Origin of the sequence: Photobacterium makurazakiensis (assembly GCF_050336715.1) — a bacterium.
Lineage (GTDB): Bacteria > Pseudomonadota > Gammaproteobacteria > Enterobacterales > Vibrionaceae > Photobacterium > Photobacterium makurazakiensis.
In genome coordinates this window covers 129,845-151,806 of sequence record NZ_JAKJSJ010000013.1, presented here as the reverse complement: position 1 = coordinate 151,806, position 21,962 = coordinate 129,845, and the positions used below count along the sequence as shown (strand labels likewise).

Sequence of the window (21,962 nt, the reverse complement as noted above, 5' to 3'; positions counted from 1 at the left end):
ACATGCGGATTCTGCGGTTAGATATGACGCCCAATATAGCCCGAGTGGCTCTTCCTGTTCCCCTTGATAAACAGTTTGATTATTTAATCAAACCCGAGCAAGCACCCGTCATTGGTGGACGAGTCAAAGTCCCTTTTGGGCGTCAGCAATTGGTCGGCATTGTCATCGCTATTACAGATCGCTCTGACTTTCCGCTCGCACAACTCAAACCACTTTATGCGGTATTAGACCACGCTCCGTTGTGGCACCCGCCACTGTTCAAGCTCTTAAATTGGGCGAGTGGCTATTATCAATTCCCGCTTGGCGATACGTTGGCAAACGCTATGCCTGCGCTGCTCAGAAAAGGGCGTGAAGCAGCACCATCAAGCCTGAAAATGTGGCATTTAACGGCTGCGGGGCAAGAACAGCCGATCACGGCCTTGAAGCGCGCGCCACGCCAAGTACAGGTGCTCAATGCGTTGCGCCAAGGCAAAGTCAGCCACGAAGCCTTGCTGGCAGAAGATATCACCACAGCAACCCTCAAGACCTTGAGTGACAAAGGCTGGATTGAAAGTGTGGAAGAAAAACCAGTTAGCCGTCACTGGCAGAAGCAATTTGCCGTCACTGAAGAGAAACCCAAGCTCAATGAAGAGCAAGCATTAGCCATTGCAACCGTGAATGCCAACCCTGAGTTTGGCTGCTATTTATTGGAGGGTGTGACGGGTTCCGGTAAAACCGAGGTTTATCTGAACCTGCTTGAACCTGTGTTAGCCGCAGGTAAACAAGCGTTAATCCTAGTACCGGAAATTGGCCTAACACCGCAGACCATCAACCGCTTTCGTCGTCGATTTAATGTACCACTTCAAACCATCCACTCAGGGCTTAATGACACCGAAAGGCTATCAGCATGGTTAGGCGGTCGAGATAACCAAGCAGGGATCATTATCGGGACACGCTCGGCACTGTTCACCCCCTTCGCCAACCTTGGGATCATCATTGTCGATGAAGAACATGATGCATCTTATAAACAACAAGATAGCCTGCGTTATCACGCCAGAGATCTTGCTGTTATGCGTGCAAATCGTGAAAACATTCCGATTGTATTAGGCTCTGCCACCCCTGCACTTGAAAGCCTGCATAATGCCAAAACCGGCAAATATCACTACCTGACACTCACCCGCCGCGCAGGGCAAGCGCAATCGGCACGCCACGGGGTGCTGGATGTTAAAGGCCTTTATTTAGATGCTGGCCTCTCAGCGCCGTTGATCGCCAGAATGCGCAAGCACCTTCAAGCTGGCAACCAAGTCATGTTGTTTCTCAACCGGCGCGGCTTCTCACCTGCGATTATATGCCACGAATGTGGTTGGTTAGCGGAATGTAAGCGCTGTGATGCCTATTATACCTTTCACCAGCAAAGTGGAGAGCTGCGCTGCCACCATTGTGCCACCCAGCGCCCTATCATGCCCCAATGCGGGCATTGTGGTTCGACACAACTGAATGCTGTTGGGGTTGGCACCGAGCAACTTGAGCAACAGCTCGCGACACTGTTTCCCGAATTCAAGACAGTGCGTATCGACCGCGATAGCACGCGGTTAAAAGGCAGCCTTGAAAACTACCTTGAAGCCATTCGCAAAAATGAATACCAAATTTTGATTGGCACGCAAATGCTCGCCAAAGGGCACCATTTTCCCGATGTCACTCTTGTTAGCCTCATTGATGTCGACAGTGCTTTGTTCAGCAATGACTTTCGCGCATCTGAACGATTGGCTCAGCTGTTTATCCAAGTGGCGGGACGAGCGGGTCGCGCCAGTAAGCCAGGGGAAGTTGTGCTTCAAACACACCACCCCGAGCATGCATTATTGCAATCGCTATTACACAAAGGGTACGACCATTTCGCGGTTGATGCGCTCAACGAACGAAAACAGGCATGGTTGCCCCCGTATACTTACCTGACGTTGATCCGAGCAGAAGCGAACCAGAGTGAACAAGTCGAGCAATTTTTACAGCAGATTCGCTCGATATTTGAATCGAGCCCAATCTTCAATCAAGACACCATGGTGATGGGGCCAAACCCTGCCCCACTCGCCCGCCGAGCTGGCCGTTACCGCTGGCAGCTACTGCTTCAAGCCCCCGACCGGAAAACGCTGCAACAGCTGCTTAGCGTGGCAAAACCTGCGATCCAATTGTTACCTCTTGCAAAGAAAATTCGTTGGTCGATTGATGTCGAACCTCAAGATTTAACTTAAAATGAACAATGCGACACACGTCACATGTTGGATGTAATTTATGCTATTTTAAGCATGTTTAATCCTCGGCAGACCGCCTACAATAACAAGCTCGCTGGTACAGGTATCAACCCGTTTTGGCCATGATCCTCCAGCGGCAATAGAGAGAAATATACATAGAGAGGAACTGTAATTATGGCGACAATGAAGGATGTTGCCCAGCTTGCCGGCGTCTCAACAGCCACGGTATCCCGTGCCCTGATGAACCCGGAAAAAGTGTCAGCATCAACACGTAAAAAGGTTGAACAAGCTGTCATGGATGCTGGCTATTCACCCAATTCACTGGCTAGGAATCTCCGTCGCAACGAATCAAAAACGATTGTCACTATCGTCCCTGATATCTGTGATCCCTATTTTACCGAGATCATTCGAGGCATAGAGGAAGCAGCCATGGAACATGGCTACCTTGTGTTATTAGGTGATAGCGGTCAGCAGAAAACCCGCGAGAATTCTTTTGTTAATCTGGTTTTTACTAAGCAAGCCGACGGTATGCTCTTATTGGGCACCGATTTGCCTTTTGATGTCAGTAAACCAGAGCAAAAAAACTTACCCCCGATGGTAATGGCCTGCGAGTTTGCCCCTGAACTTGAACTACCAACAGTGCATATCGATAACCTGACAGCTGCATTTGAAGCCGTCAATTACCTCACGCAAATGGGACATAAGCGTATCGCACAGATTGCAGGCCCAGATACTGCAGCGTTATGCCAATTCCGTACCCAAGGTTATCAACAAGCACTACGACGCGCAGGTATCGAAATCAACCCGGCTTATACCGCCAAAGGCGACTTCAGCTTTGCCTCCGGGGCTCGTGCTGTAACCGCATTGCTTGCATTGCCTGAGCCACCAACCGCATTGATCTGCCACAATGATGTAATGGCAATTGGTGCCATGCAGCAAGCCAAGCGCCTTGGTTTTAAAGTACCGCAAGACATTTCGATTGTCGGCTTTGATGATATTCAGTTTGCAGAATATTGCGATCCTCCCCTGACAACTGTCTCACAGCCACGTTATGAAATTGGCCGTCAGTCGATGCTAATGCTACTCGAAATGCTCAAGGGTAAAGATATCTCATCAGGTTCTCGTTTGCTGGATGCCAAACTCGTGATCCGCGAAAGTGCAGCTGCGCCACCAGCTAATTAACCTCTAACGACGTTAGTGAGCTTATGTTTTGAGCATAAGCTCACAAAAACTGTGTTATGTTTTGTCAGTATTACCTTCAACGGCGTATTAGGCACTAGTCAGTGCTAAGCCAAGTTTGTAACATAGTACTATTGTCCCTCCCAATGACCGATCATCACTGTGGCAACAAAAGATTATGTAAAGCGCAGCCGTACGCCAAAGAATACAACGCGTAACCGCCGTAAAGCTCCACCCGCCGCTGGCTTCCCATTTAAATGGGCTGTGATTGCCTTATGCTTAGTTGGTAGCCTTGGTTATGGGCTCTACTTTTTGTCAACGGCACCGGCACCTTCTACCGAAGCCCAACAATCGACTGCACCTCAAAAGCCGATTAGCACAACGCCTAAGCCTGTTGTCAAACCTCAACCAGTCGTGACACCTAAACCGGATCCTAAACCTCTTCCGCCAAAGCCTGAAGAGAAGTGGCGCTATATTGAAGAGCTCGAAAACAAAGAAATTCAGGTCGATGCGAAAAAAGAACAAGCACCTGGCCGACCTTATTTAATGCAATGCGGCGCTTACCGAAGCCAGAATCAAGCTGAAGAGCGTAAAGCCATGATCGCCTTCCAAGGCATGACAAGCCAAGTCAAAATTAGCCAAGGTGAAAAAGGCAACTGGTATCGTGTCATTCTCGGCCCATACCCACAAAAACGAAAAGCAGAGAGCGATCGTAACCAACTACGCCGAGCGGGTATTGAACCGTGTGCGATTTGGTTCTGGGAGTAACACTAAACCTAAAATGCTTTCAAGTAATTCAGCAATGCTCATAAAGGATGCTTCGGCATCCTTTTCTTTTTTCTGCCCTTGAAACTCTTTAGTGCGATCCCCAGATATTAGATATATCGGCATGAGCCGGAAAGACACAAAGAGGTAAAACCGTGACAACTATCGTATCTGTTCGTCGTAACGGTAAAGTCGTTATCGCAGGTGATGGCCAAGTATCCCTTGGTAACACCGTCATGAAAGGTAACGCTCGCAAAGTGCGCCGTTTATACAATAACAAAGTTCTAGCTGGCTTTGCTGGCGGCACCGCTGATGCCTTCACCCTATTCGAACGTTTCGAGCGCAAGCTGGAAATGCACCAAGGCCACCTGCTTAAATCGGCAGTGGAACTGGCCAAAGATTGGCGTACCGACCGCGCATTACGTAAATTAGAAGCCTTATTGGCGGTCGCTGATGAAACAGGCTCGTTAATCATCACAGGTAACGGTGATGTGGTTCAGCCAGAAAATGATCTGATTGCAATCGGCTCTGGCGGTAACTTCGCCCAGGCAGCTGCAACAGCCTTGCTGGAAAATACTGAACTAGACGCACGTGAAATTGCCGAGAAGTCGCTGAAAATTGCTGGCGATATCTGTGTATTCACCAACCATCACCACACCATTGAAGAGCTAAACGCTAAATAAGGGATCACCATGTCTGAGATGACTCCTCGCGAAATCGTTCACGAGCTTGACTGCCATATTATCGGTCAAGACAAAGCCAAGCGTGCCGTGGCGATTGCCCTGCGTAACCGCTGGCGCCGCATGCAACTACCAGAAGAGTTGCGTGTTGAAGTTACCCCTAAAAATATTCTGATGATTGGCCCAACAGGTGTGGGTAAAACAGAAATTGCCCGCCGCCTAGCTAAATTAGCGAATGCGCCGTTCATCAAGGTTGAAGCAACCAAGTTCACTGAAGTCGGCTATGTCGGTAAAGAAGTTGAGACTATCATCCGTGACCTAACGGATGTTGCAGTTAAGATGACCCACCAGCAGGCAACCAAAAAAGTCCAATTCCGCGCTGAAGAGCAAGCGGAAGACCGCATTCTAGATATCTTGCTGCCGCCCGCACGCGATCAATGGGGTCAGAATGAAGAAAGTGATAATAACTCATCGACTCGCCAATCATTCCGTAAGAAATTACGTGAAGGCAAGCTAGACGATAAAGAAGTTGAAATTGATATTGCTGCGCCACAAGCGGGTGTTGAAATCATGGCACCTCCTGGCATGGAAGACATGACCAACCAACTTCAGGGCATGTTCCAAAATCTTGCTGGTAATACCTCGAAAAAACGCAAGATGAAAATCAAAGATGCGATGAAAGCAGCAACGGAAGAAGAAGCTGCTAAGTTGGTAAACCAAGAAGAGCTAAAAGAACAAGCTATCTTCGCGGTTGAAAACAATGGCATTGTCTTCCTTGATGAAATCGACAAAATCTGTAAGCGTGGCGAGTCATCGGGTCCAGACGTTTCGCGTGAAGGTGTTCAGCGTGACTTACTGCCACTCGTTGAAGGTAGTACCGTATCAACCAAGCACGGTATGGTAAAAACCGATCACATCTTGTTTGTTGCTTCTGGTGCATTCCAAGTGGCAAAACCATCGGATTTGATCCCCGAGCTACAAGGCCGTTTACCTATCCGTGTTGAACTGGAAGCACTAACCAGTAACGACTTCAAACGTATCCTTACAGAACCAAATGCATCATTAACCGAGCAGTATAAAGCGCTAATGGCGACGGAATCGGTTGATATCGAGTTTGATGAAAGTGGGATCAACAAGTTAGCTGAAGCGGCATGGCAGGTAAATGAGCGGACCGAGAACATCGGTGCACGTCGCCTACACACAGTGATGGAGCGTCTAATGGAAGAGTTGTCTTTCGACGCAACAGAAAAGTCTGGTGACAAGCTTATAATCGACGAAGCCTACGTTAATGAACGCTTAGGTGAGCTGGTTGAAGATGAAGATCTAAGCCGCTTCATTCTATAAGTTGCAACACTATCTTTCAAAGAATCATAAAACGGTGCCAAATGGCGCCGTTTTTTTGTTCTCAAACAAACATTATGGCGATAAAGTTGCCCATTAATTCAGTTCAGCCATAATACCCCTTAATTGAGTTCACACGCTAAAGACTGACACTATGAAATCATCTTCTCTCGCAATTTGGCTAGATGCTGCACGACCTAAAACCTTGCCGCTAGCCATTGCCTCAATTGTTTGTGGCAGTGCAGTAGCAGGATGGCAAGGAAGTTTCTCTGCATTAATCGCGGGATTAGCACTGCTAACCGCACTTTTACTACAAATTTTATCGAACTTGGCCAATGACTACGGGGATGCAGTCAAAGGCACGGATAATGACCAGCGACTTGGGCCGCAAAGAGCGATCCAATCCGGCTTGGTCACACCTGCGGCAATGCGTAAAGCCATGGTGATCAACATTGCGCTAACCGCAATAAGCGGCTTGAGCTTGATCCTGTTAGCAACCAATAACCTACAGGACATGTTTGGCTTTATTCTACTTGGGTTAATGGCCATTGCGGCATCGATTGCCTATACCGTCGGCAATAAGCCTTACGGCTACCGTGGGCTGGGCGACTTATCTGTCTTAACATTTTTTGGCTGGCTGGGTGTCGCAGGTACGTATTACCTACAAGCAGGACAAATTGACTCCATTATCATGCTGCCAGCAACCGCCTGTGGCCTGCTTGCTGTTGGTGTGCTTAATATCAACAACTTGCGTGATATCGATAATGACCGAGCATGCGGCAAGCTAACATTGGCCGTACGCATGGGGCCAGAATGGGGCCGTAAATATCACCTGTTCTTATTGATCGGCAGCGTTGCTTGTTTGGCTTTATTTGCACTGCTTGAGCTACATTCACCCTTTGGTTGGCTCTTTATCCTCAGTGCGCCGCTGCTATTTAAGCATGGTAAACAAGTGATGCAATCGACTGATGGTGCTGCATTACGCCCTATGATGGCTACCATGGTGAAATGTGCTCTGCTGACAAACCTGTTGTTTGCCGCTGGGGTTGTCTTAGCTGCCGTTTAGATATCATGCTGGCGCTTCACTTCATTTTATTGTGTGAAGCGCAGCCAACTGATTATACTTTCAATAAGTTAAGCCTGTACCTCATTGCTAACCCTCTTTTCAATTGCCACAAGAAGAAGCGTGCTTATGGAATACAATACGTCCGAACTATGCGATATCTACCTCGATAAGGTCGACGTTGTCGAACCAATGTTCAGTTCTTATGGTGGTCGCAGCTCCTTTGGCGGTCAAATTACCACAGTAAAGTGCTTTGAAGACAGCGGGGTGATCCGCTCGGTGCTTGAAGAAAATGGTGTTGGCCGGGTGTTGCTTATTGATGGTGGAGGCTCACTACGTCGAGCTCTGGTTGATGCCGATTTGGCGCAACTTGCCACGAATAATGAGTGGGAAGGGCTGATCATTTATGGCTGTATCCGCCATGTTGATGATCTCGACGAACTTGAAATAGGTATTCATGCCATGGCATCAATCCCTGTAGGTGCCGATGAGCAAGGGATCGGAGAAATTGATGTGCCGGTGAATTTTGGCGGGGTTACTTTCCTACCAGAAGATCATCTTTATGCTGATAATACTGGCGTGATCCTATCACCAGATCCTCTCGATATTGAATAAATACCATAGCACTGGTCGACACATATAAAAACAGAGCCTAATGGCTCTGTTTTTTAATACTGGCTTTGAAGTGCAAATGGCTTTCAGCCAAGGTGCCACTTATTCAACGTGATCCATTTTACCTAACAGTGTACGTACACGTTCCTGCCATGCTTCATGATCGTTGCGTAGCTTGCCATTATCTTGCTCTAGTGTTTCGCGATTAGAGCGCAGCTCTTGAGCTTCATTCGCAAGACTCTCATTTTGTTCTTTTAGTTCTTCAATTTCCATTTGTAGTAGGGAAATTGTATCAACAGCTGTCTGTACTTTGGCTTCCAGCTTTTCCAGCATTTCTAATGACATATTATCCACCTGTTTTCAGCCTATCTAATTGCCCTAACCATTAAGGCAATTGTCTACAGGCATGTTTACGATTCTATACTGCCTATTCTAACGAGCCGACCGCCATCTGACATCTACAAAAACCTCGGTTTGTGGCAAATGGGTGAAAATCACTCAATTCTGATGGTTTTTTTGCTTTTCATTTTTAAATCGATAACTAGCCGATAAGCGCCACTATCATTTCGTCGAAAAAATCATCAACTTTCGCCACGGCGAGCAACAATTCTCCAGGGGCGTTCAAAAGCTTACTTCGCTTTATAGTAAATGCGTAAAATTGCGATCAAACTCTATTTTAATGCAGCGGTTGCGTGCTAATTTTTATTTCGATCGTATCTCTCTTGGATGTATCCAAGAACTTGCCAATCTGGCACATCCGACCTTTCAAGGTCGGATTTTTTCTTTGTATCCAACCAGTTACAAAGAAAAACCTTAAAACCCCCACTATCGAGCAAAAATCATTCCCTTATCAACATTTAAATTGCACTTAACAGCAATCGTTTGCGCGAACGCTCAATTTGGAATTATTTTATGCTCGAACGCACATTTTTAAATTCGATTTATTTCAATAATAAAAAGTTAGAGTAAATTACCTACCCATAAAAAATAGAAAAGTAATACCCCTACGACATTAGACAAAAGGACGAAATAATGAATAAGCAAAAACAACATACTTTGCTAGGTGAATGCCTCGCGGAGTTTATTGGGACAGGACTACTGATCTTTTTTGGCGTGGGCTGCGTTGCTGCACTCGTACTAACTGGCGCCGAGTTTGGCCAGTGGGAAGTCAGTATAATGTGGGGGCTAGGTGTTGCCATTGCCATTTACTGTACTGCTGGCGTTTCTGGTGCCCATATCAACCCTGCTGTTACCATTGCTCTTGCACTGTTCCATGGCTTTGAGAAGCGTAAAGTACTGCCATATATCGCCGCACAAATGCTGGGCGCTTTTTGTACCGCGGCACTCATCTATGGTTTATACAGCAATCTCTTCGCCGACTATGAAGCAGCCAACGGCATTATTCGCGGTAGCGAAGCAAGCCTCGCCACTGCTGGTATTTTCTCAACCTATCCCCACGCAGCGTTATCATTTGTTGGCGCTTTCGCCGTTGAGTTTGTTATCACAGCAGTGTTGATGTTCGCCATCTTAGCGATTGGCGATGAAAAGAACGGTGCGCCACGTGGTGCTATGGGCCCACTACTCATCGGTATCTTGATTGCGGTGATTGGTGGCTCTTTAGGTCCACTAACCGGTTTTGCCATGAACCCTGCTCGTGATTTTGGTCCGAAATTCTTTGCATTTCTGGCTGGCTGGGGCGACATGGCGTTGACTGGCGGTAAAGATATCCCTTATATGATTGTACCGATTTTAGCCCCAATAGCTGGCGCAGCGTTTGGGGGATGGCTATATCCGAAAGCGATCGGTACATATTTACCTGGTAACAAGTGTACATTACCAAACCAGTGCGAAGACACTGATGATAGTGCACCAGCCCAAGCTTAATACTAAAAAGAAGAATACCTCTCTACTACCCTTATATAATGACAATTAGAGGAAACCGTCATGACTACAGAGCAAAAATACATTGTTGCACTTGATCAGGGTACAACTAGTTCACGTGCCGTTGTGCTTGATCACAACGCGAACATTGTGTGCTCGTCACAACGCGAGTTTACCCAAATCTATCCAAAAGCCGGATGGGTTGAGCACGATCCTCTCGAGATTTATGCGACACAAAGCTCGACCCTAGTCGAAGCCTTGGCAAAAGCAGAGATCAGCTCTGATCAGGTTGCCGCTATCGGTATTACCAACCAACGAGAAACCACCATAGTGTGGAATAAAAATACTGGTAAGCCGGTTTACAATGCCATTGTATGGCAATGTCGCCGTACCGCTGATATCTGTGAAGTACTGAAAGAACAAGGGTTAGAAGACTACATCCGTGAAAATACCGGACTTGTGGTTGACCCATATTTCTCGGCAACCAAAATCAAATGGATCCTTGATAACGTTGAAGGCGCCCGTGAAGAAGCCGACGCTGGCAACTTACTATTTGGTACTGTTGATACATGGATGATCTGGAAGATGACCCAAGGTCGTGTCCATGTTACCGATTACACTAACGCATCACGCACCATGGTATTCAATATCAATAGCTTACAGTGGGATGAAAAACTGCTGAAAACACTAGATATTCCGCTATCTATGATGCCAGAAGTGAAATCTTCATCTGAAGTGTATGGCCAAACCAATATCGGTGGTAAAGGTGGTACGCGTATTCCAATTGCAGGTATCGCGGGTGACCAACAAGCTGCACTCTTTGGTCAAATGTGTGTCGAAGCCGGCCAAGCGAAAAACACTTACGGCACAGGTTGCTTCTTGCTGATGAACACCGGCAAAGAGAAAGTAACCTCGCATAATGGCTTACTGACAACCTTAGCATGTGGCCCGAAAGGTGAAGTGGCTTATGCCCTTGAAGGCGCAGTCTTTATGGGTGGCGCGTCCATTCAGTGGCTGCGCGATGAAGTAAAATTACTCGATGATGCAAGAGACTCCGAGTATTTTGCCGACAAAGTCGGTAGTGCGAACGGTGTGTATGTTGTACCGGCCTTTACCGGCCTTGGTGCACCATATTGGGACCCGTATGCGCGTGGTGCAATTGTCGGCTTAACCCGTGGCGTTAACTCGAACCATATTATTCGTGCAACCCTAGAAAGTGTTGCTTACCAAACCCGTGATGTGCTTGATGCCATGCAGGCTGATTCAGGTATCAAGCTCGCCTCACTGCGTGTTGATGGCGGTGCTGTCGCGAACAACTTCCTGATGCAATTCCAATCAGACATTCTTGATACCGAAGTTCACCGCCCTGTCGTAACAGAAGTAACGGCATTGGGATCGGGTTACCTCGCCGGTTTGGCTGTTGGTTTCTGGGGCAGCATTGATGAACTACAAGGCAAAGCCGAAATCAACCGCAAGTTCATTCCATGTGCTGATGATGGCAAGCGTAATCGTCGCTACCGAGGCTGGAAACGCGCGGTAGAATGCGCCAAAGGTTGGGCGGTAGAAGAAGACGATATTTAATCGCTCTTAAATCATCGTAACCCCTCTCTAAGGCCTGCTGTTGCAGGCCTTTTCTTGTATTTTACTACCACGTTAGCCACTTCTTGCACCAATTAGCCTGAACATTTTTGCTTTAGCGCAAACGTTTCACTGGAAGCTGTGTTAGAATCGCCGCCAGTATTTACAGCCCACTGATTTCTACTTCTGGAGTTACCATGAAACGCGATTTGGCGATGGCATTTTCCCGTGTCACTGAAGGTGCAGCACTAGCTGGTTATAAATGGCTTGGCCGTGGCGATAAAATTGCTGCAGACAACGCAGCCGTTGAAGTTATGCGTACCCTGCTTAACCAAACCGAAATTGAAGGCGAAATTGTAATTGGTGAAGGTGAAATCGATGACGCACCAATGCTGTACATCGGTGAGCTAGTTGGCACTGGCGGTGACGCTGTCGATATTGCGGTTGACCCTATTGAAGGTACCCGCATGACGGCGATGGGCCAGAATAATGCGCTAGCCGTACTGGCCGCAGGTGAAAAAGGTTCATTTCTAAAAGCGCCTGATATGTATATGGAAAAGCTGGTTGTTGGTCCTGCAGCTAAAGGCGCTATTGACCTTGCTAAACCGTTGACTGAAAACCTAGAAAATATTGCAACTGCGCTAGGAAAAACGCTTGATACCTTAGTGGTAACTACGCTGGCGAAGCCTCGCCATGACGATATTATTGCTGAAATGCAAGCCATGGGTGTACGCGTGTTTGCATTCCCTGACGGTGATGTTGCGGCTTCAATCCTAACCTGTATGCCAGATAGCGAAGTGGACGTTATGTACTGCATCGGCGGCGCCCCTGAAGGTGTCGTTTCTGCAGCAGCCATTCGCGCATTAGGCGGTGATATGCACGGCCGCCTTCTGCCTCGTCACGAAGTGAAAGGCGATACTGCCGAAAATCGCGAACATGGCGAAATCGAAATCGCTCGCTGTAAAGAAATGGGCATCGAGACAAATGTCGTCCTTCGCATGGAAGACATGGCCAAGAGCGATAACGTGATTTTTGCCGGTACTGGTATCACGAAAGGCGATTTGCTTGAAGGCATCAGCCGCCAAGGGAATATCGCCACAACGGAAACACTGCTGATCCGCGGTAAGTGCCGTACCATTCGTCGTATTAAATCAACGCATTACCTTGACCGTAAAGATGATGCAATTAAAGGCCACATTTTATAACGTAACCTTCCTTACGTTGCTGGCTGCTAGGCGCACAATACGTGCGCCTTTTGTTTTTTTAGCGCTTTCTCCTACTCCCTTCTTCTATCCTGTACAACTCCGCCTTATTACTTTGTAAAGTTGTTGCTTTATTTACCAAGCTGACCACATAATTAATCAACAAAGTAGGTAGCCGCTGTTATGAAAACAATCGACAAAATACTGTACCGAATGAAGCGAGAAGGGTCTGTCACCGCTAAAAAACTCGCAGAAGAATTCAATCTCACCACTATGGGTGTACGCCAGCATCTCCAAGGGCTTGAAGAGGACGGCTTGGTCGACTTCAAAGATGTCAAAGTCAAGGTTGGTCGACCTACTCGTCATTGGCACCTGACCCAGAAAGGGCACGGCAGCTTCACCGACCGTCATGGCGATCTTATTATTCAAATGCTTGATTCTGTCGAGGCGTTATTTGGTCAAGATGGTCTGCATCAAGTGGTCGAACGCCGTGAGAATCAAACCTTTGAACAATACCGCTCTCATTTGGCAACAACGTCAAATTTAAAAGAAAAATTACAAATACTGGCTACACTGAGGGAGCAGGAAGGCTATATGGCAGAGCTTCACCAAGACGGCGAGGCGTTCGTTTTAATCGAAAATCACTGCCCAATTTGCCATGCTGCGAAACGTTGCCCTTCACTTTGCCAATCTGAATTATCTGTTTTCCAGCGCTTGCTGGGTGACAACTATCAGGTCAACAGGAATGAACACATTATCGCCGGAGAGAGGCGTTGCGCTTATCGAATAATAAAATCATAACGAGGAGATGATTATGGCTGACTGGATCCCCGCAGAGGTTATTACCAACCGTCATTGGAACAATGATTTATTTAGCCTGGTGCTAAAAGCCAATATCGAACCATTCAAAGCAGGTCAATTTACCAAGCTAGGACTGGAAATAGACGGTAAAATGATACAGCGTGCCTACTCCTTTGTTAATCCACCCAACAATAACAATATCGAAGTATATGCCACCCGAGTGGCTGATGGCCTCTTGTCTCCTCGCCTCCATGCCTTAAATAGCGGTGATACGGTTTTTGTGTCGGCGCGGGCCAATGGCTTTTTCACCCTTGACGAAGTACCTGACGGTGAGCATCTGTGGCTCTTGTCGACTGGCACCGCCATTGGTCCCTACCTGTCTTTATTGAGAGAAAAAACCGTTTGGCAACGTTTTCGTAAAATCATACTGGTCCATGCCGTGCGCTTTTCTGCCGATTTGAGTTATCAAGCTGAAATCAATAGCCTTAAAGAAGCCTACCCAGAGCAGTTAATTGTCCAGCCCTTTGTCAGCCGTGAACCTGCAATGTTGTCACTGCCTGGCCGAGTCCCGCAAGCCATTGCTGATGGCATGTTAGAACGCCATGTCGGCTTGCCATTATCGCCAGAAAAAAGTCAAATTATGATTTGTGGCAATCCAGAGATGGTCAGAGAAACCAAAGCGATACTGGAAACAATGGGGTTCATTAAAAATTTGCGCCGTAAGCCCGGACAAATTACCGTCGAGCATTATTGGTAAGTCCCTCTTTCTTTTCCCAATAAAAAAATAACCGCATTGCGGTTATTTTTTTATTGTCTATCGCCTTGTCTCAGCCCTGAGCCACTTTGATTTTCCATGACTAACTAAATTTAGTGCATCACGATGACAATCTGGATCACTAAGATGCAAACATTACCCTCTTTTGATGAACTAAAAGCCATGGCAGAAAACGCCCCAGAAGAGCTTGAGGCGTTGCGCATATCAATGAGTGAAGAAGTCATCGCGAATGCCAGTGAATCAATGCAACCACGCCTACGGGCGCAAATGAGCCACATTAATCAGGTGATAGCTAAGGGGAAAAACCCTAACCATACCAATATCCTGCTGATGGCAGAATTACAGCAGCAACTTAAACGCTTCGCACAAGCGCTGAATGCCCCCGAGAGCCTTACCGAGCACTGTGCCGAGATAAAACCTTTTGTTCAACCTATCTCATCGAAGCCTATGCCATCGAGCAACACGGATACCACTAACAGCTAACCTTCAAGAAGCTTTCACGATCCATATCGCGCATGTCAATCGTCAAGCTATTAATGGCTGAGGCATGCTGTTCAAGTACAGCCATTAACTCTCGAGCTAGCTCGCGTTTCAACTCTGGGTTTCGGCCTGACAACATCGACAATTCAATATGAATAAAGCTATGGAGATCCCCTTCTTCGCCCACTAACCAGTTGTGGCAGGGATAGCTGCGAGATTTCACTGAGTCGGGCTCAAACAGTTCACAAGCCAGTAATATGTGATGAAGGTCTTCTAATAACCCAGTAATATTGACACGCTCGGCCACTGGATCGGCATATTCCATAACGAGATTTGGCACAACATCCTCCATGAATTGGCTTTCGTCGCCATCAACAACCCGCTTATCGGCTGAATTGATTTAAAATGGTCGGAAATAAAAAAGACAGAATTTTATCTCTCATTAGGCCTCACAGTAACGGATTTAACGCTAACAATCCAAGCAATCAGGCTAGATTTCAGCCATTGATCACTCTCTTTATTCGCGGCTTCGATGCTGACAAATCCACCAGCCTGAAAAATATTTCCTCACAACGGTTCACTTTTTGCGACGAAAAGGGTACAACCGAGCACAGAAATGATTTCGAACAGTAAATTAAGTACGCAAGCTGTTATATATTTACAGCCATACTCAATAGCCTAGTCATTTAAATTAGATCATTAGACTATTAAGTATTACCTTTTTACATCAAATTGATTTGGAGAAAAGCTATGCGCCATCCTGTAGTTATGGGTAACTGGAAGCTAAACGGTAGCAAGGAAATGGTATCTAACCTACTTAAAGGCCTTAATGCTGAACTTGAAGGTGTTACTGGTGTTGACGTAGCCGTGGCTCCACCAGCACTTTACATCGACCTTGCTGAGCACACGCTAACTGAAGCTGGCAGCGCAATCATTCTAGGTGCTCAAAACTCTGATCTAAACAACAGCGGCGCATTCACTGGCGACATGTCTCCAGCTATGCTTAAAGAATTCGGCGCGACTCACATCATCATTGGTCACTCTGAGCGTCGTGAATACCACAATGAATCAGATGAGTTTGTTGCTAAGAAATTTGCATTCCTAAAAGAAAACGGTCTAACGCCAGTTCTTTGTATTGGTGAATCTGAAGCACAAAACGAAGCAGGCGAAACTGTTGCAGTTTGTGCTCGTCAACTTGACGCAGTTATCAATACTCAAGGTGTTGAAGCTCTAGAAGGCGCTATCATCGCTTACGAACCAATCTGGGCTATCGGCACTGGTAAAGCAGCGACAGCTGAAGATGCACAGCGTATCCACGCGCAAATCCGTGCTCATATTGCAGAGAAATCTGAAGAAGTTGCTAAGAACGTGGTTATCCAATACGGCGGTTCTGTTAAGCCAGATAACGCTGCAGCATACTTCGCACAACCAGACATCGACGGTGCACTAGTTGGCGGCGCAGCGCTTGACGCAGCTAGCTTCGCAGCTATCGCAAAAGCAGCAGCTGAAGCGAAAAAGTAAGCATCATTTGATTGATTAGAAAGAGCTACCTTCGGGTAGCTTTTTTTATGGCTGCAATAAATGTTAATCGCATAAAAAACCGGCTAAAAGCCGGCTTTTATTCAGAACAATACGGTTTAGAACAGTTTGTCTGCTAGGGCATACAGATCTTTGCGAACTGGACGCTTCATGTTTTCAATTGCATCGATGATATCGTGGTGTACCATTTTTTCATTTTGGATACCCACACAACGACCACCTTCACCTTCCATTAGAAGTTCAACCGCGTATGCACCCATGCGAGATGCAAGGATACGGTCAAATGCCGTAGGCTGACCACCACGTTGAATATGGCCTAATACTGTTGCACGCGTTTCACGGCCAGTTTCATCTTCGATGTACTTCGCCAGCTCATTCGCATCAGTCATTAGCTCGGTAAGTGCAATGATTGCATGCTTCTTACCTTTGTAGATCCCTTCTTTGATCTTCGCTAACAACTCTTCTCTGTTCAGTCCAGTTTCTGGGGTGATGATGTACTCACAACCACCAGCAATTGCAGACATTAGTGTTAAGTCACCACAGTGGCGGCCCATCACTTCAACGATAGAAATACGTTGGTGAGATGATGATGTATCACGTAAACGGTCAATCGCATCAATAACTGTGTTCAATGCCGTTAGGTAACCAATCGTGTAATCAGTACCCGCAACATCATTATCGATAGTGCCTGGTAAACCAATACATGGGTAGCCCATTTCAGTAAGCTTCTTCGCACCCATGTACGAACCGTCACCACCGATAACAACTAACGCATCAATACCGTGTAGTTTCAGGTTTTCAATCGCCTGTGCACGTACTTTCTCATCTTTAAATTCAGGAAAGCGTGCTGAACCCAAGAACGTACCGCCCTTGTTGATCACATCTGATACGCTTGAGCGCGTCAGTTTTTCAATGCGGTTCTGGTGTAGGCCCTGATAGCCATCATAAACACCGTATACTTCTATGCCTTCAGACAATGCTGCACGTACAACACCGCGAACTGCCGCGTTCATACCAGGTGCGTCACCACCACTGGTCAATACACCAATCTTCTTAATCATGGTTACCCTCTGACGTTGGGAAATGAAAATTCAAATCCGGCACGAGTTGCCAAGGTTCCCCCTCTTGGCACCATAAGCCACTAGTAACTTATGCTCGCATAAACTGTAACGTTCTTACTAATACGGAAATATTACAATTTTGATAAAAAAATTTGTTGATTCACATCACGATAGATACCGACTTATCACTAGCATTGTAATGATATCTTTCAGGAAGCTGTCATGATATTACAAAACAATAAACGCCCTGATTCACGGGTAACTTGAATGAAATGCAGATAAAAATATCCCCATCAACCTAATACAAGTATACAACCTGCCCTCAGAGCGGCCAGTTATGCGACGGAGGGTGATAACCGCTGGTGATTGTGAATTCATCCATGATAACCACACCTGATAAAGCTGCACTAACTGAGCAATACCCCGCAGTATAGCTTTTTTATGATGAAAATTAATAACAAAAAAAAAGCAATATGATGAATTTTGATCACCCAGTGTTACTAATACACATAGAAAAACCGCCACTGATGTGGCGGTTTTCGGCAAATTGACACGTTTTCTGTTATAGCCTCAGCTTATTTGCTGCGCTTTTCATCCATGCGAGCCTGGCACTTTTCAGTTCGCTCTGCTTGTAGTTCTTGATACTTTACTTTCTGTTCCGGTGTCAGGATATTCATCATTTCATGACGCTTCTCTAGCATAACTACACGACGTTCAACCTGCTGCTCAGTCATTTTTTCTGCAAGAGCGCGTACTGCCGCTTCATCAAAGGTATCAGCTAATACCAAAGCCTGCATTTCTTGATGTTGCGCTTGCATAGCCGCTCGTTTACCGCTCTTATCATTGCGCATTTCATCACGGTTAGCGGTGCGCAGCTCTTTCATTTGTTCTTTTTGTGCATCGGTTAGATCAAGTTGACGGAAAACCTTATGCCCATTTTGCATCCCGCAAGCACCTTTTCCACCCTTTCCTTCATGGTGCTTACCACCACCGTAAGCCAGCGCTGAAGCCGAACCAAGGGCGAGAGGAAGTGCGATAACTAATGCTAGAGTCTTCTTGAATGATTTCATGATGTTCGTCTCCAATTTCACTGATTACAACGCTGTCGTGCTAACTTCGCACTGCGTTATGAGGTATGGATATATAATACGTCCTGCAAGGTAAAGCGCTGTCTGGAGAACGTAAAATTGCGTAAAGCAAGCCGGCTTTTACTTGGCTCTATCCCTGACTTTAGGGATACTTAAATCACCCGCTTGATGAATGAAGGTAAATACCATGGCGAAGATCCTACTAGTTGATGATGATACTGAACTGACTTCACTGCTGACCGATATCCTTGAAATGGAAGGTTTTGATATTGTTGAGGCCAACAATGGTGAGGAAGGGTTACGTGAGGTCAACGACAGTATTGATTTGATCTTACTGGATGTCATGATGCCTGTCATGAACGGAACCGAGATGCTGCGCAAGCTACGGGAAAAGCACACGACCCCCGTGCTAATGCTCACCGCTAAAGGTGAAGAGATAGATCGCGTGCTTGGCCTTGAGCTTGGTGCAGATGATTACTTATCGAAGCCATTTAGTGATCGGGAGTTGCTAGCTCGGATGCGGGCAATCTTAAGGCGTACCCAATCAGCAGGTACCACGTCAAAATCAAACCAAGATGATCTAAGCTATCAAGGGATCACTATTTACCCTGGCCGTCAGGAAGTGGAATGCAAAGGCGAACCTATCGACATGACAGGTACTGAGTTGGCACTGCTAAGCTACTTTATTCAGCATCCAGGAAAGATCATTGCAAAAGATGAGCTCAGCTTAGAAGTACTTGGGAAGCGACTTGCCCCGTTTGATCGAGCGATAGACATGCATGTCTCTAATTTGAGGAAAAAGCTTCCAACCAGAGATGATGGCAAAACATGGATCAAAACCTTACGCGGCAAAGGCTACCTACTGGTTGAGGATGCCTAATGCGACTGCCTCGCTTCTCAAGCCTCTATGGCCGCATTTTTGCTATTTTTTGGCTGACATTATTAATTGTCGTCCTAACGTTACTATGGCTACCAAACTTAGATCCAAGGGCGCAGCACACAATCCCGGCGCCACAGCTCAAACGCTTTGCAGATTCAGCGCAAAGTATCTCCGAGCAGATAAGCCAAGATCATGGTTCTTTAATTTACAAGCTGCAGCGTTTTACTGATCACAAGCGCCATAAGGGCTTCCAACTCTATTTTACAACCGCCGAGGGTGAAATAATCAGCCCCAAGGGACGTAACAAGGCATTACGTAACTTCATTACGATGGCTGATAGCCCAACATCACCCAAACAGAAGCTTTATGGTCGCTGGATGATGGCAGGTCCCTTCGAGGTAAGTTATCAAGACACTAGCATCTTGATGTACATTGGCCGAATTTGGCGTGAACCTCCGCCCTTTTTTATCCAAATATTAGATAAACCTTTTCAGCTTTTGTTAGTCACCATGCTCGTCAGCACCCCATTGTTACTTTGGCTAGCTTGGGCGGTTAGTATTCCTGCACGTCGTTTACAGCATGCCGCAGAGCGGGTCGCCAAAGGTCAATTTGCGGTCGATCCGAAACTAGAGTCAGGCCCTAAAGAATTCAAGCAAGCTGGGGCCAGCTTTAATCAAATGGTTGAAGCAATCAATCAAATGATTGGCGGGCAACAACGGCTGCTGTCAGATATTTCTCACGAGCTTCGCTCTCCCTTAACCCGCCTGCGAATGGCGACTGCATTAGCACAACGCAAGCAAGGTGAAAGTAAAGAGCTTGACCGAATTGATACCGAAGCTGAGCGGCTGGAGAAGATGATAAGCGAACTACTCGAGCTCTCACGTATGCAGGTTAACAGCCATGAACACCGTGAACTCTCTGATGCCAACACCTTATGGTACGACATGTTGGAAGATGCACGCTTTGAAGCAGAGCACCGGAACAAGCGCCTCAGCTATACCCCACTGCAAGCTTGGCCTATTCGCGGTAATCCAAATCTGTTGATCAGTGCATTAGAAAACGTCGTTCGCAACGCCATAAAATATGGTAATGACACCATTAAAGTTAGCTTTCACCAGCGCGACGAATGGATAGACATTGTGGTGGAAGACAATGGTGAAGGGGTGCCGGATGCGGAGTTAGAAGACATATTCCGTCCATTCTATCGCGTTTCAACCGCACGAGATCGCAGCAGTGGTGGCACAGGGCTTGGGCTCGCGATAACCGAAAGTGCGATTCGTCAGCACAGTGGCACCATTGAGGCTAACCGCAGTCAATTGGGTGGGTTAAAAGTCGCGATCAGGCTGCCTCTAGCGCGTTAATATCGACTTCACTTTATCCTCATGACAATAAAAAACGGTGGGCCTTTCGGTTCACCGTTTTTTCATCACGAATTTTGGTTACAATAACGACAACTTAACCACGATAAAAACTGACTATGTTTGATATTGCTTTATACGAACCGGAAATTGCACCCAATACAGGAAACATTATCCGCCTGTGCGCTAACTGCGGTGCCAACCTACATTTAATAGAACCACTTGGCTTTGATTTAGAAGAAAAAAAACTCCGCCGAGCTGGCCTTGACTACCATGACTTAGCCCACGTTCACCGCCACAAAGATTTAGCGGCGTTTATGGCCTACATTGGCGAACGACGCATTTTTGCCTGTACCACTAAAACCACCAACTTTCATACCAATGCCCAGTTTCAAGAAGGCGACGTACTGTTATTTGGCCCGGAAACCCGAGGCTTGCCCGCGGATCTCATCGAAAGTTTACCGCTAGAGCAACGCCTTCGGATCCCAATGCACCCAGATAGCCGTAGCCTTAACCTATCGAATGCTGCCGCCATTATTGGTTATGAAGCATGGCGACAGTTTGGTTTTAAAGGTGCGCTTTAAATTCCGTCACCTGCAATGAATGTTTGTCCAGTACCGTTAAAGCACTGATCCATATCCATCGCTGGCTTTTCAGTGCTCGGCCGGCCAACCACTTTCGCAGGTACACCAGCCACTGTCGTATGTGGAGGGACGGCATTGAGCACAACGGAACACGAACCAATCTTCGCCCCTTCACCGACCTCAATGTTACCCAAGACTTTCGCGCCAGCACCAATCATCACCCCTTCACGTATTTTAGGGTGACGATCACCACCAGCTTTACCCGTACCGCCCAACGTCACGTCTTGCAGAATCGACACATCATTCTCGATCACGGCAGTTTCACCAATCACGATCCCTGTCGCATGGTCAAACATGATCCCCTGACCAATTTTAGCCGCTGGATGAACATCAACTTGGCAAGCCACTGAGATTTGATTTTGTAAATAAACCGCTAAGGCAACTCGGTTCTGCTTCCACAACCAGTTAGCAACACGGTATCCCTGTAGCGCATGAAAGCCTTTAAGGTAAAGTAACGGTATCGAGAACATCTCAACGGCAGGGTCACGCTCGACAACTGCGCGAATATCACATGCCGCTGATTCGGTAATACAACAATCCTCGGCAAAAGCTTCTTCAACCACTTCCCTTACCGCCATGGCAGGCATAGATGGCGTGGCGAGCTTATTCGCCAAAATATAGCTCAATGCCGCTGCTAAATTATCATGCTTAATAATGGTTGCATGATAAAAGCTAGCCAACATAGGCTCTTGCTCTGATTGTTGTCGTGCTTCCTGCTTGATCGACTGCCAAACAGCCTCTTGTTGACATTCCCTCACATCACCCTCGATCTTCTTGTGTATTTATTTTAACTTTAACCTGCTCTGAAAA

Annotated in this window: 22 protein-coding genes; 17 read left to right on the top strand and 5 right to left on the bottom strand. The window is 46.7% G+C overall.

What is annotated here, in order from left to right; translation table 11 throughout:
• The first annotated feature begins 23 nt into the window (after positions 1-23).
• The 7 genes from priA (at position 24) to rraA (ending at position 7,868) form a co-directional block, all read left to right on the top strand.
• Positions 24-2,225, top strand: a complete 2,202-nt coding sequence (gene priA, locus L4D09_RS06275) for a primosomal protein N' (protein WP_428456631.1) — start codon at positions 24-26, stop codon at positions 2,223-2,225.
• A 174-nt stretch (positions 2,226-2,399) separates the two neighbouring features.
• A complete protein-coding gene (cytR, locus tag L4D09_RS06270; protein ID WP_428456630.1) occupies positions 2,400-3,407 on the top strand; it encodes a DNA-binding transcriptional regulator CytR in 1,008 nt (335 codons plus the stop codon).
• 159 nt (positions 3,408-3,566) lie between these two features.
• On the top strand, positions 3,567-4,172 hold the full coding sequence (locus tag L4D09_RS06265; RefSeq protein WP_428456629.1) for an SPOR domain-containing protein: 606 nt from the start codon (positions 3,567-3,569) through the stop codon (positions 4,170-4,172).
• 152 nt (positions 4,173-4,324) lie between these two features.
• Positions 4,325-4,852, top strand: coding sequence for an ATP-dependent protease subunit HslV (hslV, locus tag L4D09_RS06260; protein WP_428456628.1), 528 nt, complete (start codon positions 4,325-4,327; stop codon positions 4,850-4,852).
• 9 nt (positions 4,853-4,861) lie between these two features.
• Complete coding sequence (gene hslU, locus L4D09_RS06255) at positions 4,862-6,193, top strand: ATP-dependent protease ATPase subunit HslU (protein WP_428456627.1); 1,332 nt, start codon at positions 4,862-4,864, stop codon at positions 6,191-6,193.
• A gap of 151 nt (positions 6,194-6,344) precedes the next feature.
• Positions 6,345-7,256: a 1,4-dihydroxy-2-naphthoate polyprenyltransferase gene (locus L4D09_RS06250; protein WP_428456626.1), complete on the top strand. Its 912-nt coding sequence runs from the start codon at positions 6,345-6,347 to the stop codon at positions 7,254-7,256.
• 126 nt (positions 7,257-7,382) lie between these two features.
• A complete protein-coding gene (gene rraA, locus L4D09_RS06245) occupies positions 7,383-7,868 on the top strand; it encodes a ribonuclease E activity regulator RraA (protein ID WP_428456625.1) in 486 nt (161 codons plus the stop codon).
• 99 nt (positions 7,869-7,967) lie between these two features.
• Here rraA and zapB read toward each other — a convergent pair whose 3' ends face one another.
• A complete protein-coding gene (gene zapB, locus L4D09_RS06240; RefSeq protein WP_428456624.1) occupies positions 7,968-8,210 on the bottom strand; it encodes a cell division protein ZapB in 243 nt (80 codons plus the stop codon).
• 687 nt (positions 8,211-8,897) lie between these two features.
• Between zapB and L4D09_RS06235 the strand changes: the two genes are divergently transcribed.
• The 6 genes from L4D09_RS06235 (at position 8,898) to L4D09_RS06210 (ending at position 14,585) form a co-directional block, all read left to right on the top strand.
• Positions 8,898-9,749 carry an MIP/aquaporin family protein gene (locus tag L4D09_RS06235; RefSeq protein WP_428456623.1) on the top strand — a complete coding sequence of 284 codons (852 nt, stop codon included), beginning with the start codon at positions 8,898-8,900 and terminating at the stop codon, positions 9,747-9,749.
• A 60-nt stretch (positions 9,750-9,809) separates the two neighbouring features.
• Positions 9,810-11,327 (top strand): glycerol kinase GlpK, encoded by a 1,518-nt coding sequence (glpK, locus tag L4D09_RS06230; RefSeq protein WP_428456622.1) that lies wholly within the window; start codon positions 9,810-9,812, stop codon positions 11,325-11,327.
• 194 nt (positions 11,328-11,521) lie between these two features.
• Positions 11,522-12,529, top strand: a complete 1,008-nt coding sequence (gene glpX, locus L4D09_RS06225; RefSeq protein WP_428456621.1) for a class II fructose-bisphosphatase — start codon at positions 11,522-11,524, stop codon at positions 12,527-12,529.
• 180 nt (positions 12,530-12,709) lie between these two features.
• Positions 12,710-13,327: a helix-turn-helix transcriptional regulator gene (locus tag L4D09_RS06220; protein WP_428456620.1), complete on the top strand. Its 618-nt coding sequence runs from the start codon at positions 12,710-12,712 to the stop codon at positions 13,325-13,327.
• Between the two features lie 13 nt (positions 13,328-13,340).
• Positions 13,341-14,084: a ferredoxin--NADP reductase gene (locus L4D09_RS06215; protein WP_428456619.1), complete on the top strand. Its 744-nt coding sequence runs from the start codon at positions 13,341-13,343 to the stop codon at positions 14,082-14,084.
• A 144-nt stretch (positions 14,085-14,228) separates the two neighbouring features.
• Positions 14,229-14,585, top strand: a complete 357-nt coding sequence (locus tag L4D09_RS06210; protein WP_428456618.1) for a DUF3135 domain-containing protein — start codon at positions 14,229-14,231, stop codon at positions 14,583-14,585.
• On the opposite strand, the gene L4D09_RS06205 is transcribed toward L4D09_RS06210, so the two are convergent.
• Positions 14,575-14,922, bottom strand: a complete 348-nt coding sequence (locus L4D09_RS06205) for a 5-carboxymethyl-2-hydroxymuconate Delta-isomerase (protein ID WP_428456617.1) — start codon at positions 14,920-14,922, stop codon at positions 14,575-14,577. The two genes, L4D09_RS06210 and L4D09_RS06205, sit on opposite strands and share 11 nt — an antisense overlap.
• Before the next feature lie 410 nt (positions 14,923-15,332).
• Here L4D09_RS06205 and tpiA point away from each other — a divergent pair, with 410 nt between their 5' ends.
• Positions 15,333-16,103 carry a triose-phosphate isomerase gene (tpiA, locus tag L4D09_RS06200; RefSeq protein WP_428456616.1) on the top strand — a complete coding sequence of 257 codons (771 nt, stop codon included), beginning with the start codon at positions 15,333-15,335 and terminating at the stop codon, positions 16,101-16,103.
• A gap of 116 nt (positions 16,104-16,219) precedes the next feature.
• Here the strand turns inward: tpiA and pfkA are convergent, their stop codons facing one another.
• Both pfkA and L4D09_RS06190 read right to left on the bottom strand, forming a co-directional pair.
• A complete protein-coding gene (gene pfkA / locus L4D09_RS06195; RefSeq protein WP_428456615.1) occupies positions 16,220-17,182 on the bottom strand; it encodes a 6-phosphofructokinase in 963 nt (320 codons plus the stop codon).
• Between the two features lie 575 nt (positions 17,183-17,757).
• Entirely contained in the window at positions 17,758-18,252 is a 495-nt protein-coding gene (locus L4D09_RS06190) for a CpxP family protein (protein WP_428456614.1), read from the bottom strand.
• A gap of 205 nt (positions 18,253-18,457) precedes the next feature.
• On the opposite strand from L4D09_RS06190, the gene L4D09_RS06185 reads away from it, so the two are divergent.
• The 3 genes from L4D09_RS06185 (at position 18,458) to trmL (ending at position 21,092) form a co-directional block, all read left to right on the top strand.
• On the top strand, positions 18,458-19,150 hold the full coding sequence (locus L4D09_RS06185; RefSeq protein ID WP_428456613.1) for a response regulator: 693 nt from the start codon (positions 18,458-18,460) through the stop codon (positions 19,148-19,150).
• Entirely contained in the window at positions 19,150-20,511 is a 1,362-nt protein-coding gene (gene cpxA, locus L4D09_RS06180; RefSeq protein WP_428456612.1) for an envelope stress sensor histidine kinase CpxA, read from the top strand. Before L4D09_RS06185 ends, cpxA begins: the two co-directional genes overlap by 1 nt.
• 116 nt (positions 20,512-20,627) lie before the next feature.
• The gene (gene trmL / locus L4D09_RS06175; RefSeq protein WP_428456611.1) at positions 20,628-21,092 is read left to right on the top strand and encodes a tRNA (uridine(34)/cytosine(34)/5-carboxymethylaminomethyluridine(34)-2'-O)-methyltransferase TrmL; all 465 of its coding nucleotides are present in this window, start codon (positions 20,628-20,630) and stop codon (positions 21,090-21,092) included.
• Here trmL and cysE read toward each other — a convergent pair.
• A complete protein-coding gene (cysE, locus tag L4D09_RS06170) occupies positions 21,089-21,910 on the bottom strand; it encodes a serine O-acetyltransferase (protein WP_428456610.1) in 822 nt (273 codons plus the stop codon). The two genes, trmL and cysE, sit on opposite strands and share 4 nt — an antisense overlap.
• Positions 21,911-21,962 lie beyond the last annotated feature (52 nt).